Raw genomic sequence first — 13,681 nt, forward strand, 5'->3', positions numbered from 1 at the left:
ATGGCCCATCGCCGCTCTGTCATCCTGTTCTGGCAGCTCGCGATCCTCGCTTTGACGCTCGTTGTCTGGCAGTGGGGGTTCGAGTGGAGCAAGATGCTGCTGCCCAAGGCCTATGTCCCGAAGATCCTTGATCCATATTTCGTGGCGAAGCCGTCACTGATCTGGAACAGCTTCCTGCGCCTCGGCTGTTTCAGCGATGCCGGCGGCTTTCTCGCCTGTGTCCGAAACAACGACAACAACCTTTGGATCGCGACCCTCGTCACGCTGAAGAACACGTGGTGGGGCTTCCTGTTTGGCAGTGCCAGCGGCATCGCAGCCGGCCTCGTTCTCGGGCGCTCTGATTTTCTCGCACGCGTGTTCGGTCCCTATGTCGTGGCGCTCAACTCGATTCCGCGCATCGCCCTGGTGCCGCTCGTCATCCTGATCTTCGGGCTCGGCGATTTGTCCAAGATCGCGACCGCGTGGCTCGTGGTGTTCTTCGTGGTTTTCTTCAATACCTTCGAGGGCACCCGCGCCGTCGACCGCGATCAGATCGCTGCGGCCCGCCTGATGGGGGCGAGCGAATTCGCCGTTCTGCGAACCGTCGTGGTTCCGTCCGCCCTGGCATGGGTGTTCGCATCCCTGCTGCCTGCCGTATCGTTTGCGCTGGTTGGCGTCATCGTCGGCGAATTCATCGGTGCAGAGCGAGGTCTCGGCAAGCTCATCATCGAGGCGGAGGCGCGGGCCAACGCCAGTGAGATGATGGTGGCGATCTTCATCATGATGATCGTCGGCATCCTGCTGGCGATGCTGGTGCAGGCGCTGCAATCATACCTGCTGCGCTGGCAGCCGCAGTTCGAGGGGACGGGATAGGGCGACGCGCCGGCAGGGTGGGCACCTGCGCTTTGCCCACCCTGTGATGCTGACGTCCTTGCTATTGATTGATCTCGGGCTCGACGAGCTTCGCCAGGTTTCGCAGCGATTCCTGCCAGCCGAGATAGCAGGCTTCCGGCGGGATCGCGTCGGGAATGCCGGCCTGGGTGATCTCGAGCTCGGTGCCGACCATGACCTTCTTCAAGGTGACCGTCACCTGGATTTCCCCGGGCAGGTTCGGATCGTCGAACCTGTCGGTGTAGCGGAGCCGTTCGCCGGGAACGAGCTCGAGATATTCGCCGCCAAACGAATGGCCGTTGCCCGTGGTGAAATTCCGGAACGACATCTTGAACGTACCACCGACCTTGGGCTCGAAATGCTGCACGGTGCAGGTGAAGCCGTTCGGCGGAAGCCATTTCGCCAGCGCATCCGCCTCGAGGAACGCGCGATAGATTTTCTGCGGGGTGGTCGTGAGAACGCGATGCAGGCGTACGGTGCTGGGCATGGTGGTCCTTTCTTCATCGATTGCTGGGCGCGACGGCGACGTCTATGCCCCAATCATGGCCCAAGGACGAAGCCCGCCGCGCCGATCCGACATGAGGGGCCAGATTTTTCTTCGCCCGAGCCGCCCGTTGATGGCACTGCAAAACGGGACAGCTCAAACAATAGATCTACTCTCAGAGTTACACTTCGAAACACTCAGGCCGGATTTTAGCCCCTAGTCTCAGCGATGAGATCGTCGCGGGCCTCGTCGCGCGACGCGGCGACCGCACGACGAGCCTATCGCATGGGGGAATCTGCGACATGAAGCAAACGACGCTGCGTTACCGTGCCTTGCGCCGGGTCCGCAGCCTGCCGGCCGAGACCGCTTCGCGGCTGCTCGGGATGCCAGCTATCAGCCGACGATTGAACAAGGCTTACGAAAAGGCGCGGGCGTCGCATCGGCCGCGCCTGCCGAGACTCTCCCCGCGCGACGTGGAGATCGTCGCCGGGCTGGAGAAGAACGGCGTCCACATCACCTCGCTTGCGGAGTTGGATCTGCCCGGCACGGAAAGACTTTGGATGTCGGCGACCGATATCGCGAATGCCTATTCCGCTCGTGCCAAAGCGGGTGAGTTCGCCGGCCAATATACGGTGCAGGTTGGCGCTGAGGATATGATGCGCCATCCGCATATCGTCCATTGGCCCCTCAACGACCGCATCCTCGACATCGTCGAGACTTATCTCGGTCTGCCCGCGGCCTGCGACACCCTGAATTTCTTCTATACGTTGGCCGATGGCCGGCAGGTCGCCGCGCGCCGATGGCATCGCGACGTCGAGGACCGGCGGATGGTCAAGGTGATCGTCTATCTGCATGATGTCGACGAAGAGGGCGGCCCGCTTGAAATCCTGCATCGCGCCTTTCCCGGCAGCGACCGGCTCGACGGCGCCAATTTCCCGGTCCTGACCCAGGAAATGCTGGAGCAGCGGCTGGGCGGGACGCTTTGGGACGGCGATGTGACGACCTGCACCGGCAAGGCCGGCACCGTAATCTTCGCGGATGTCGCAAGCCGCTACCATCGCGGGCGTCCGGCGATCGCGCGCGATCGCTGTGCGCTGTTCTACAATTTCTTCTCGCGCTCGCCGCTTCGGCCGTTCTTCTGCGAGCGGCATGTGTTCTCACGGGCGCAGCTTGCCGAGCTTGCCGCCGGTCGGAGCGCACGGGCGCGCGATTGCATGCTGTGGCACGCAAACGTGCCTTTGCTCGCCCGGATGGTGCCATGCGCGCGGGTCTAGAAGGATCGAAGCCATAATTCCGCTATCGTTCTCCGCTCAACTTCCGCGCGAAATCAGGGGGGCTTCCGTTGCGCAAGGCAGTCTGGGGTTTCGCCGTCGCACTCTGCTGTCTTGGCGCGCCGGCCAAGGCTGCGGGCATTCAGCTTCTCCAGTCCGATCCCGCGCTGTCGGGCGCGATCTGGTATCCCTGCGCGGCAGAGCCGACGCATGTGGCGCTTGGAAGTCTTTCGGTTGGCGCCGAGTTCGATCTGAATGGTGTCAAGGATTGCCCCGTTAGCGGCGCAAAGCTGCCGCTCGTGATCTTCTCGCATGGCCGGGGCGGGTGGTTTGGTGCGAACCATGACACCGAGGAGGCGCTGGCCGATGCCGGCTTCATCGTTGCCGCAATCAATCACCCCGGTGACACCACAAACGACTCGTCGCGGCGCGATACGCTTCCGGTGTGGGGATCGCGCCCCGCGGACATGGTGCGTCTGCTCGACTTCATGCTGAAGGATTGGAAGGACAGGGCGGTGATCGATCCGGCCAAGGTCGGCTTCTTCGGCTTCTCGCTTGGCGGTTATACCGGACTGGCGCTGATGGGACTCAAGCCGGATTTCACCTGGCTTGCCGAAAACTGCAAGGAGGCGACCGGTGTATGCGCGCAGCTCCACAACGGAGAAAGGCTACCTGACCCGCCGCAGGATGCTCGGATCCGCACGGCGGTGATCGTCGATCCTGCACCGGCGGTTCTGACCCGGAAGAACCTCGCCGCAATCAAAATCCCTTTCCAGTTCTGGCGGTCGCAGTTCGGCGGCCCTGGCGTGGGCGACGGTTCGCCCGTGGCGCGCGTCGCGGGGTGGCTGCAGGGCAAGCCCGAGATGCACGTCGTTCCGGCCGGCCACTTCGCCTTCCTCGCACCTTGTACGCCGGAGCAGGCTGCGGCCGTGCCGCGCATCTGCACCGATGTGCCGGCGGAGTTCGACAGGGCAGGCTTTCACCGCGACTTCAACGCGGCGGTGGTGAAGTATTTTCATGAACAGCTTGCTGGTGGAGATCAGTGAGCATCGCGTTCGTGAGGAGGTGAGCATGGCGCGACTTGGCTGCGTGATCAGCGTGCTTCTGCTTCTTGTGTCTTCAGCCGCGGCCGATCCCGCCCTGCCGGGCCTCGTTCGGCAGGATCGAATGGTGCCGGTCACGCTCGCCGACGGTCGCCAGGTCAGGCTCGAGTCCATGATCCTCCGCCCGGACCGGCCCGGGCGCTTTCCACTGGTGCTGCTGGTTCACGGAACTATTCCCGGGACTGGTGAGGCCTTTCGTGCCGCCCTGGCGCGAGAAACGCCGGCCAGTCTGCTCAATCCGGCTGTTGCGTTTGCTCAACGTGGTTACGCCGTCGCATCGATCATGCGCCGGGGCTTTGGTCATTCAGACGGACCATTTGCCGAGACGCTGTCCGGGCCTTGCGACGATCGCGACTATCTCGCCGTCTCACGGATTGCGGCTGAAGACATCAACGGCGCACTTGCCACGCTTCGCGGCGAGCCCTGGGTCGAGCCCGATCGGATCCTGCTGATGGGGCATTCCACCGGCGGTTTTGCCGTCACGGCCGTGGCGGCGGACAATCCTGCCGGCGTCGTCGGCGTTCTCAACTTCGAGGCGGCTCACGGTTCTGTCCCGGGCCGCACCTGCAGCCCGGATCATCTCGTGGCGGACGCCGCCATCTTTGGCCGCACGGCGCGGATTCCGGCGCTCTGGGTTTACGCGGAGAACGATCGCAGTGCCCCGCCGGCATTGGGCCGTCGCATGTTCGATGCTTACGTCGCCTCCGGCGCGCCGGCGCAGTTTCAGATCTTGCCGCCCTTTGGCGTCGATGGGCATGCCATGGTGCCGATGGCGCCCGCCGAGGTCTGGTGGCCGGCCGTCGAGAGTTTCCTGAACCGATTGCGCCTGCCGACGTCAGTGCTGGTCGGATTACCTCCGCCTGCACCCATTCCGCCGCCGGCGCCGCTCAACGCAGCGTGCGCGGGCTACTTCGATGCCTATGTGAAGGCCTGGACCGACGCCAAGGCCTATGCCTGGAATCGCGACGGCCATTGCAGCTCAGTCACCGCGGCCCAGCGAACGGCCGACGATGCGAAGAGCGAAGCGATGCGCCAATGCGTGGCCGCCTGGAAGGAATGCTCGCTCTATGCGGTCGGGCAGGCGCTGGCGCCCGGCTAGATCTCTCGCGCAACCAAGGTGCGTACTCGTAAAACCTGCCGCTAGGAATACGCGCACCTGATGTCTGCTTCTCTCCCAACAGCGGCAAAATAGCGGACATTCGACCACTTCGCCTTAGGGCCATAAGACGACCTTGCTGATCGCGCTATTCTATCACTTGGTCTGCCTGAGCTAAGACTACGTCCGGGATACGCAGCCCAAGCGCTGCGGCAGTTTTGAGGTTTACCGTGAGTTCAAATACCACGGGCTGCTCAACTGGAAGATCGGCAGGACGCGCCCCTTTAAGAAGTCGATCGACGAAGTATGCAGTTCTTCTGCCTATCTGCTTCTGGCTTGCTCCGTAGCACAGGAGAGCGCCCGAACCGGCGAAGGCGCCTTGCTGGTATAGGGCAGGAAGCCTAGACTCGGCCGCCAGTGATGGGATCGCGGGCCTAACTACGTCGATCATCACAAGCAGGGCGTCGCAGCCTTTCTCCTGCATCTCGGCAAACGCGTGCTTCAAATCGTTTGGAGTCTCCGCTTTGACGGGGATCACCCTTACACTCAACATGCCAGCCGTAGTTTTCACCAGATCGAACAACCGGGGATGGCTCGGGTTCGACGACATCAGCACAGCTATCCGCTTGGCGGCTGGAAAAGCCGCGTGAAGGATTTCTACTGATTTCGCGCAAGACTCGTCAGACATTGTGGAGGTGCCGGTTACATTTCCTCCCGGGTGAGCTAGTGTGTCGACTAACCCAAGAGCCATAGGTTCGCCAACACCCCACATGACGATAGGAACTGTCGAGGTCGCGCGATGAGCTGCAACGGCAGCCGCTGGTGAGATCGCGACGAAAACGTCTGGTTGCAACGCTAACAGCTCCTCCGCAAGCGAAGCAATGCGTTCGCTATGCCCGTAAGCTGCCCGACGGTCGATGACGATGTTTTTGCCTTCGATCAAGCCTAGCTTTTGCAATTCGTCGCGGAACGCATCAAATGGTGCTTGGTCTGAGGGGGTATCCCAAGAGCCGGGATACAGAGCGGCCACGCGCCAGAGCTTGCCGGACGATTGCTGCGCACAAGCGGCAAAAGGCCAAGCAACCGCAACTCCCAGAACCACGATCAGTTCTCGCCGCCTCATGCTGGGCCCCCGAGCTAGACCATTGCATTTTAAGCGGATTGGCGGCTTCGGCAACTAAGCATCATGACCGCTATGGGTCAGAAGCGGTCCTCAGCCGGAAATACTCACGAGATCGGCTAAGGGCCACAACCGACATCTCGCTGCTGTTTCAACCCGTCATACTGCTCCGGGCCAAAATGGCGTCAACTCCTTGAAATTCGGCGTCACCGGAGAATCGGGCAACCGTAGCACACACACTCTCCCCGGAGTGCCGTTCACAAGCTTATGGGGCTGCCAGCCAAGATTGGTCTCGTAATAGCGAGCCGCCGTAGCGACCCCTGGCCACCAATAGTCGTCGAGAATGACCAGCCCGCCGGGTCGTACGATCATCTGTAGGTAAAAAAGGTCGACGAATACATTGTGAAACAAATGACTGCCGTCGACGAACGCCGCATCTGCTGACATGCCCTCCACGGCCAGACGCGGCAACGCTATCTGGGACCGTTCCCTCAACAACACCGAAATGCCATCCAATTGGGCCGAGCGGATCGACTCCCAACCTGAGTCGCGAAACTCACTGTCCTGGAACGGATCAATAATTACGTGCCGATCACCGCCTACTGAAATCAACGCCTCGCCGATCGCCAGCGCGGAACTGCCATAAGCAAGGCCGATCTCTATGACCACGCCGGATCGCTCGGCAATTAGTAGATCGCGAACAACGTCGCAGTCGCTTTCCGGAAGCGTCACTGTCGCAAAATCGTTGTCTGCGCGGACCCACGACGGACCGTCAGCGGCCAACTTTCTTCGTATCTCTCGGATCAGGTCAAGATGTGCCAGGGGAGCCTCGCAAAGTGGCAACGTTCAGTGTGCCCACATCCGTGTATATGCCGATTTTGGTCAAGCGCGGGCATAGCCGAAAGCCACGTCTGCAACGGGTCACAAGCGGCGGTCGAGGTAAGCGCACCCCGCCGCCAATAGCCGACGCCATGATGGCCTCAGGCTTGTTCGGCTAAGGGCCAAAACCAGACCTGGGCTGTTGAAACACAGTCTCGCGAGGCAAGCTGCAGCGTCGCGGACAGCGCTAGATGTCAGTGCCAATTGATCCGCAAGGCTGGAAGGTTTGGAGCGAGCGTCCGCGCAAGCACCCTTCATGTTTCTGGGCATAAGCAAGCACGCCCATGATAATCAAAGCTATTACGACAAATCCGGCTATGAGATTCTGCACCATGGCTGCCACTCCACGGGGTTAGTTCGCTACGAAGTAAGCGACCGCGCGGCCAAAGATAAAGTCAGTCCTGAATTAAGAGCACGACAGCTTGGCTCCGGCTAGAGCAAACTTCCGGTCACAAGCAAAACTCGGCACCAGCATGACCAAGGTCGGTTTGCCTCGGCAAGCTGACATTACTGCGAACAGGGCGCAGGTCAGCAACGAGCCAGCAACGGACATTGGCCGCGACATAAGCCAACAATAGACATCGCAGGCGAGACACGGCTACAGTCGCCCGAAAGGCATCGCAGGTTTTGAGTACGGTCTACTTTCGAGGAGGACAACATGGGGCGTCTCCTTGCCTTGGTTTTTGCTGCCTATTGCTATCTGCAGCCTGCGTTGGTGCTCGCGGACGATGCAGCGAGGCAACTCACGGGTAGCTGGAAACTGACAGCTTGGACCATTCAGATTACCGGTGGCGAGCTCACGGAACCGATGGGCCACGATCCGAAAGGGCGGGCAGTGTTTACGCCAGACGGGCACGTGGCGTTCATCATTACCGCGGCAAATCGCAAGCCGGCAGCCAACGATGCGGAGTCGGCAGCCCTGCTCAAGAGCCTTCTCGCCTACACCGGGAAGTTCAAAATCGAGGGCGACAAGTTTACGACCAAGGTCGATATTTCGTGGAATGAGCTTCTAACGGGCCAAGACCAAGTAAGATTCTTCAAACTCGAAGGGGACAAGCTGAGCATCAGAACGGCCGAACAATTCAGCGCCGTCTATCCGGGCAAGAAAGTCGTTGGAACCCTAGACTGGGAACGTGAGCGCTAAGGCGGAGAAGATCCCAAAGTTGCGAGTCTGCTTTGGCTGTAAGGCGACATAGCGTGTTCCGAATGCTTGGCGCGTCCGAACTCGCCCCAAGAAGCCAAACACGCTCAATCGAGGCTTCCGAGAAACGCGCTGATCGCTCGGCCTCAAGCACCAACCAATCTCCAAAGGAGCATCAAATGTTCCATTGAAGCCGGGCGCAATTAAATCCGGCCAAGCCTTGCTAATGCCCATGGTGAGGTATAGCTTGAATTTGTTCGTTCAGCCGCTGTGCCTTGTTGAATGCGCCCGCGGGCTCCTTTTCCAGAGACATCGACGAATTGAATTGATTCTGCGTGAGCATGCGCGGAATGCGCGCGTGTGCGCTTTGGAGAAGAGAAATGACGACAGGTACTGTGAAGTGGTTCAACGGCCAGAAGGGCTTTGGATTCATTCAGCCCGACGACGGCGGCAACGATGTGTTCGTTCACATCAGTGCGGTCGAGCGGGCGGGTCTGGCGGGTCTCGCCGAGGGCCAAAAGGTCAACTTCGAGGCCAAGACCGACAAGATGCGGGGCAAGGTCAGCGCTGAGAATCTCTCGCTGGCTTAAGTCCTCTAGTGCCGTTTCACGGATGTACTGAAACGGCCATGCGACCCGCTCGATCGTAAGGATTGAGCGGGTTTTGTCTGTTGTCGATAGGGTGATGAGATGAGCGCCAGAAAATCGGCCGAACCGTCACCCGAGGGTATCGCGCGCTTAAACCGCAAACGCCTGGCCGCTGAAGAAGGCGCACGCGCGATGGCCGATGCCGAACGGCAGGCCGTCGATGTTCGCAAGAACATGGCGCGGCTTCGCGAGTTGCGTGAAACCCGGGAAGCCGCCGATGCCATCGTTCAAGCATTGCCGACACCGAGCATCACCAGGCGCAAGAAGAAGCCGCCGCAATAGCTGCCTCAACATCGCTGACGAATGACGAGAAAGGGCCGGTCACATGCCAGGGAGTGCGGATCGTGCCTAGAGTCAAACCGGACGGCGGTGGTACCATCACTTTCTTCCTCGCGCTCGGCGCGGGTCGACAAATGTGCCGGCTAGCGACCACCTTCGAAACGCAGAAGCAGGCCTTCAGCTATCTTCAGAAATACCGGACGGAGTTCGAGCGCATCGCGCGAGCACGGATGGATTCGGGGCAACTCGAAGACGGCGTCGTCGTTTTGTCGATGCTTTAGAGCGGGCCGTCCTACTCCTTGCGGCCTTTCGACTGGGCCTCGCGGGCCAATCGCTCCGCTTTCAGTCGCTCGCGGTTCTCGTGCAGAGAGTGCTGGGCCTTCGCATAGTCGCTCATCGGCTTCTGCGTTTTGGCAGGCTTGAACGCCTTGTCGGCTTCGCGCCTGGCGCGATCAGAGGATTGATCTCTCAACATGTCGATCTCGATTTGGTTGAACGTACGTGGTCCGCAAAGGAGCCGACGTCCGGTCCGCGTCTGCGGGCTGGTGAAACAGCGCGTTGTCCTGGGAGTGGAGAAGTCGGGTCTAGATAAACAACTGACGGACGCCGCGTCGGTTCCTCGAAAGACTGTCCGACGTAAATAAAAAAGGGGCTGGCGGGTCGCCCCCCGACCAGACGCCGGCGCGCGGCAGTGGCGAGCGCCGGCGTCGAGATGTCCTTCGATGGGCTGACGTTCGCTTCTCGAATAATGACATCCTACCCCTGTTTTGCCCGACGGGTCAAGAAAAATTCGTAAAATGCGAAATTTCTCGTGCGGCCGAGGAGATGGCTACTGTGCATGGGGTTGTTTTTGAGTTTTTGGTTTGGGTGCGTATCCGTACAGCCTTTCCGACGAAAAAAGGGCCGCCTCGATGGGCGGCCCTTTCGTCTCACGCGTTGTGGTGTCGCTTACTCGGCGGCCTGCTTCTGCGGCGGGTCGAGCGCGCCGGACTTGTGGATGTCGGCGACCTGGTGGTCGCTGAAGCCTAGCACCGCGCGCAGGATCTCGTCGGTGTGCTCGCCGAGCAGCGGAGAGCGGGTCACCTCGGCCGGGCTATCCGACAGCTTGATCGGGTTGCCGACCGAGATGTACTTGCCGCGGGTGGGGTGATCGACCTCGACCACGGTGCCGGTCGCGCGCAGCGACTGGTCTTCCGCGATCTCCTTCATCGACAGGATCGGGCCGCAGGGGATGTCGTCCTTGTTGAGGATCTCCATCGCCTCGAACTTGCTCTTCGTCATCGTCCACTGCTCGATGCGGGCGAAGATCTCGTTCAGGCGCGGCAGGCGGGCCGCCGGCTTGGCGTAGTTCGGATCGGTCTTCCAGGTCGGCTCGCCGATCACGTCGCAGATCTTCTCCCAGACCGGGGCCTGGGTGATGAAGTAGATGTAGGCGTTGGGATCGGTCTCCCAGCCCTTGCACTTCAGGATGCGGCCGGGCTGGCCACCGCCGGAATCGTTGCCCGCGCGCGGCACGGCATCGCCGAACGGAATGCCTTCGCCGAACTGGCTGTATTCCTTCATCGGACCGTGGGCGAGGCGCTGCTGGTCGCGCAGCTTGACGCGGCAGAGGTTGAGCACGCCGTCCTGCATCGCAGCCGTGACGCGCTGGCCCTTGCCCGAATGGGTGCGCTGATAGAGCGCGGTGACGATGCCGAGCGCGAGGTGCAGGCCGGTGCCGGAATCGCCGATCTGCGCGCCGGTGACGAGCGGAAGACCATCGCGGAAGCCGGTGGTGGAGGCGGCGCCGCCGGTGCACTGCGCAACGTTCTCATAGACCTTGCAGTCTTCGTACGGTCCGGGGCCAAAGCCCTTGATCGAGGCGACGATCATCTTCGGGTTGATCGCCTGGATCTTCTCCCAGGGGAAGCCCATGCGGTCGAGCACGCCGGGGCCGAAGTTCTCGACCAGCACGTCGCACTTCTTGATCAGCTCGGTGAGGACTTCCTTGCCCTTGGGGTTCTTGGTGTCCAGCGTGATCGAGCGCTTGTTGTGGTTGAGCATGGTGAAATACAGGCTGTCCACGTTCGGGATGTCCTGCAGCTGGCCGCGGGTGATGTCACCCACGCCCGGGCGTTCCACCTTGATCACGTCGGCGCCGAACCATGCGAGCAACTGCGTGCAGGTCGGTCCGGACTGGACGTGGGTGAAGTCGAGAATGCGAACGCCCTCGAGCGCTTTGGTCATTGTATTGCTCCGTACTCTGTCTGCCCCTGCGAACCACAGGGAATAAAGGGTTGAAGGGGGACTTACTTCTTCTTCTGCAGAACGCTCTGCGGATTGAGGTTGCCGATGCGGCCGCTCTCGGAACCTGCAGCCGGATCGATCACCGCGTTGATGAGCGTCGGCTTGCGCGAAGCCATCGCCTCGACGACGGCGCGCTTCAGTTCATCCGGCGAGGTCGCGTTCACGCCGACGCCGCCAAAGGCCTCCATCATCTTGTCGTAGCGCGCGCCCTTGACGAACACGGTGGTCGCGGGATCATCGTTGGCGCCGTTGACGTCGGTGCCGCGATAGATGCCGTCATTGTTGAAGATGACGACGCAGATCGGAAGGTTGTAGCGGCAGATGGTCTCGATCTCCATGCCGGAGAAGCCGAAAGCCGAGTCGCCTTCGACCGCAAGCACGGGGTGGCCGGTCTCGAGCGCAGCGGCGATCGCCTGGCCCATGCCGATACCCATCACGCCCCAGGTGCCGACGTCGAGACGCTTGCGCGGGCGGTACATGTCGATGACGCCGCGGGCGAGGTCGAGCGTGTTGGCGCCTTCGTTGACGAGGATCGCCTCGGGGTGATCCTTGATCACGTTCTTCAAGACGCCGAGCGCGCCGTGATAATCCATCGGCGATTTGTTGTTCATGAGCTTCGGCGCCATCTTGGCGACGTTCTCGTCGCGCTTGGTCACGATGGCCTTGGTCCATTCGGCGGGCGGGGCAGTCCAGGTGGGGCCCATCGCCTGGTTGAAGGCGGAGACGACCGAGCCGATGTCGCCAACGACGGGCGCGACGATCTCGACGTTGGAGTCCATTTCCTTCGGCTCGATGTCGACCTGGATGAACTTCTTGGGCGCTTCGCCCCAGCTCTTGCCCTTGCCGTGCGACAGCAGCCAGTTCAGCCGGGCGCCGATCAGCATGACGACGTCGGAATCCTTCAGCACCGTCGAACGCGCTGCACCTGCGCATTGCGGATGGGAGTCGGGGAGGAGGCCCTTGGCCATGCTCATGGGGAGGAACGGCACGCCGCTCTTCTCGACGAAGCTCTTGATCTCTTCATCGGCCTGCGCGTAGGCCGCGCCCTTGCCGAGGATGATGAGCGGGCGCTTCGCGCTCTTCAGCACGTCGAGCGCGCGCTTGACCGAAGCGGGCGAGGGGATCTGCGCAGGCGCTGCATCGATCACCTTGACCAGCGACTTCTGGCCGGCGTCGGCGTTCATCACCTGGCCGAACAGCTTTGCCGGCAGGTCGAGATAGACGCCGCCCGGACGGCCGGAGACCGCGGCGCGGATGGCGCGGGCGAAACCGATGCCGATGTCCTGGGCGTGCAGCACGCGATAGGCCGCCTTGCACAGCGGCTTTGCGATCGCGAGCTGATCCATTTCCTCGTAGTCGCCCTGCTGGAGGTCGACGATCTCGCGCTCGGAGGAGCCCGAGATCAGGATCATCGGGTAGCAGTTGGTGGTGGCGTGCGCGAGCGCGGTGAGACCGTTGAGGAAGCCGGGCGCGGAGACCGTGAGGCAGACGCCGGGCTTCTTGGTGAGATAGCCGGCGATGCCCGCGGCGTAGCCGGCGTTCTGCTCGTGGCGGAAGGAGATCACGCGAATGCCGGCGGCCTGCGCCATGCGGCCCAAATCCGTGATCGGGATGCCCGGCACATTATAGATGGTGTTGATGCCGTTCAGCTTGAGCGCGTCGATGACGAGATGGAAGCCATCCGTCAGTTCCTGCTCGGTGCCCGGTGCTTCGGACTTGGTCGCGGTGTTCAGCATGGGCCTTGTCTCCCTGGTCTCAATACTGGGGCGAATTTTTCGCCCTTCTGGTGAAGGTTGCTAGGTGAACAGTTCCTGACCGTGCGCTTCGACGTAAGCGGCAAGGCCAAGGGTGTGGTCGCGGGCGCGCTTCTCGGCGAGCTCGGTGTCGCGCGCTTCCAGCGCTTCGATCATGGCGAGATGCTCGGGCAGGGACGTCGCGGTGCGGTCCTTGCGGCCGATCGTCAGTTGCCGGTAGCCGCGCACATGCAGCAGCAGATCGTTGGTGAGATCGACCAGAACCGGAGATTCCGACAGCGAGATCAGCGCCTGGTGGAAGGCGATGTTGGCCTTCGAATATTCCTCGACGTGATCCTCGGGCAGCCGGTCCTTGCCGAAGTCCTTGAAATAGTCGCGTAGCGCCGAAATGTCCTTCTTGCGCGCAGTGGTGGTGATGAGGCGCGCGGCCATGCTCTCCAGCGCGGCCCAGGCGCGGATCATGTCGACGATCTCGCTCTTGGTCCGGCGCACCACCATGATGCCGCGGCGCGGAACAGTCTTCACGAAGCCGTCCTGCTCGAGCATCGCGATGGCTTCGCGGATCGGCGTGCGGCTGACACCCAGGCGTTCGGACAGCGCGCGCTCGTCCAGCATCACCGGCTCGGGTGTCGAGTAGATGTCCATCTTGAGGATGGCTTCCTTCAAGGCGTCATACGCCTTGTTCTTGAAGCTGCTCTCCGGGGCAATACGAACGATTGCGATGTCTGCCTCGGCCATGTTCGGCAACGCC

The 13,681-nt window shown here is 61.6% G+C and carries 15 protein-coding genes; 8 read left to right on the top strand and 7 right to left on the bottom strand.

What is annotated here, in order from left to right; translation table 11 throughout:
* Complete coding sequence (locus tag JQ587_RS23425) at window positions 1-852, top strand: ABC transporter permease (RefSeq protein WP_212426855.1); 852 nt, start codon at window positions 1-3, stop codon at window positions 850-852.
* Window positions 853-913: 61 nt separating this feature from the next.
* Here JQ587_RS23425 and JQ587_RS23430 read toward each other — a convergent pair whose 3' ends face one another.
* Window positions 914-1,357 carry an SRPBCC family protein gene (locus JQ587_RS23430; protein WP_212300456.1) on the bottom strand — a complete coding sequence of 148 codons (444 nt, stop codon included), beginning with the start codon at window positions 1,355-1,357 and terminating at the stop codon, window positions 914-916.
* Between the two features lie 299 nt (window positions 1,358-1,656).
* Between JQ587_RS23430 and JQ587_RS23435 the strand changes: the two genes are divergently transcribed.
* The 3 genes from JQ587_RS23435 to JQ587_RS23445 all read left to right on the top strand — a co-directional run bounded on the left by JQ587_RS23435 (window position 1,657) and on the right by JQ587_RS23445 (window position 4,827).
* Window positions 1,657-2,628 carry a phytanoyl-CoA dioxygenase family protein gene (locus tag JQ587_RS23435; protein ID WP_212300457.1) on the top strand — a complete coding sequence of 324 codons (972 nt, stop codon included), beginning with the start codon at window positions 1,657-1,659 and terminating at the stop codon, window positions 2,626-2,628.
* Window positions 2,629-2,696: 68 nt separating this feature from the next.
* Window positions 2,697-3,671 carry an alpha/beta hydrolase family protein gene (locus JQ587_RS23440; protein ID WP_212300458.1) on the top strand — a complete coding sequence of 325 codons (975 nt, stop codon included), beginning with the start codon at window positions 2,697-2,699 and terminating at the stop codon, window positions 3,669-3,671.
* Window positions 3,643-4,827 carry an alpha/beta hydrolase family protein gene (locus JQ587_RS23445; protein WP_249154476.1) on the top strand — a complete coding sequence of 395 codons (1,185 nt, stop codon included), beginning with the start codon at window positions 3,643-3,645 and terminating at the stop codon, window positions 4,825-4,827. Before JQ587_RS23440 ends, JQ587_RS23445 begins: the two co-directional genes overlap by 29 nt.
* A gap of 145 nt (window positions 4,828-4,972) precedes the next feature.
* On the opposite strand, the gene JQ587_RS23450 is transcribed toward JQ587_RS23445, so the two are convergent.
* Together JQ587_RS23450 and JQ587_RS23455 are read right to left on the bottom strand one after the other, a co-directional pair.
* Complete coding sequence (locus JQ587_RS23450; RefSeq protein WP_212426856.1) at window positions 4,973-5,947, bottom strand: ABC transporter substrate-binding protein; 975 nt, start codon at window positions 5,945-5,947, stop codon at window positions 4,973-4,975.
* A 156-nt stretch (window positions 5,948-6,103) separates the two neighbouring features.
* Entirely contained in the window at window positions 6,104-6,727 is a 624-nt protein-coding gene (locus JQ587_RS23455) for a class I SAM-dependent methyltransferase (RefSeq protein ID WP_249154477.1), read from the bottom strand.
* 754 nt (window positions 6,728-7,481) lie between these two features.
* Between JQ587_RS23455 and JQ587_RS23460 the strand changes: the two genes are divergently transcribed.
* From JQ587_RS23460 to JQ587_RS23475, 4 genes are all read left to right on the top strand, one after another.
* Window positions 7,482-7,967, top strand: coding sequence for a lipocalin-like domain-containing protein (locus tag JQ587_RS23460; RefSeq protein ID WP_212300460.1), 486 nt, complete (start codon window positions 7,482-7,484; stop codon window positions 7,965-7,967).
* 377 nt (window positions 7,968-8,344) lie between these two features.
* Window positions 8,345-8,554: a cold-shock protein gene (locus tag JQ587_RS23465; protein ID WP_026201564.1), complete on the top strand. Its 210-nt coding sequence runs from the start codon at window positions 8,345-8,347 to the stop codon at window positions 8,552-8,554.
* Between the two features lie 99 nt (window positions 8,555-8,653).
* Window positions 8,654-8,893 carry a transcriptional regulator gene (locus JQ587_RS23470; RefSeq protein WP_212426857.1) on the top strand — a complete coding sequence of 80 codons (240 nt, stop codon included), beginning with the start codon at window positions 8,654-8,656 and terminating at the stop codon, window positions 8,891-8,893.
* Between the two features lie 53 nt (window positions 8,894-8,946).
* Window positions 8,947-9,171 (top strand): hypothetical protein, encoded by a 225-nt coding sequence (locus JQ587_RS23475; protein ID WP_212300462.1) that lies wholly within the window; start codon window positions 8,947-8,949, stop codon window positions 9,169-9,171.
* A gap of 11 nt (window positions 9,172-9,182) precedes the next feature.
* On the opposite strand, the gene JQ587_RS23480 is transcribed toward JQ587_RS23475, so the two are convergent.
* The 4 genes from JQ587_RS23480 to JQ587_RS23495 form a co-directional block, all read right to left on the bottom strand.
* Window positions 9,183-9,365: a hypothetical protein gene (locus JQ587_RS23480; RefSeq protein ID WP_212300463.1), complete on the bottom strand. Its 183-nt coding sequence runs from the start codon at window positions 9,363-9,365 to the stop codon at window positions 9,183-9,185.
* 473 nt (window positions 9,366-9,838) lie between these two features.
* Window positions 9,839-11,116, bottom strand: coding sequence for a formyl-CoA transferase (frc, locus tag JQ587_RS23485; RefSeq protein WP_212300464.1), 1,278 nt, complete (start codon window positions 11,114-11,116; stop codon window positions 9,839-9,841).
* 62 nt (window positions 11,117-11,178) lie between these two features.
* On the bottom strand, window positions 11,179-12,912 hold the full coding sequence (gene oxc, locus JQ587_RS23490) for an oxalyl-CoA decarboxylase (RefSeq protein ID WP_212426858.1): 1,734 nt from the start codon (window positions 12,910-12,912) through the stop codon (window positions 11,179-11,181).
* 60 nt (window positions 12,913-12,972) lie between these two features.
* Window positions 12,973-13,668, bottom strand: coding sequence for a GntR family transcriptional regulator (locus tag JQ587_RS23495; RefSeq protein WP_212300717.1), 696 nt, complete (start codon window positions 13,666-13,668; stop codon window positions 12,973-12,975).
* Window positions 13,669-13,681 lie beyond the last annotated feature (13 nt).

The sequence above is a fragment of the Bradyrhizobium manausense genome (assembly GCF_018130615.1).
Lineage (GTDB): Bacteria > Pseudomonadota > Alphaproteobacteria > Rhizobiales > Xanthobacteraceae > Bradyrhizobium > Bradyrhizobium manausense_A.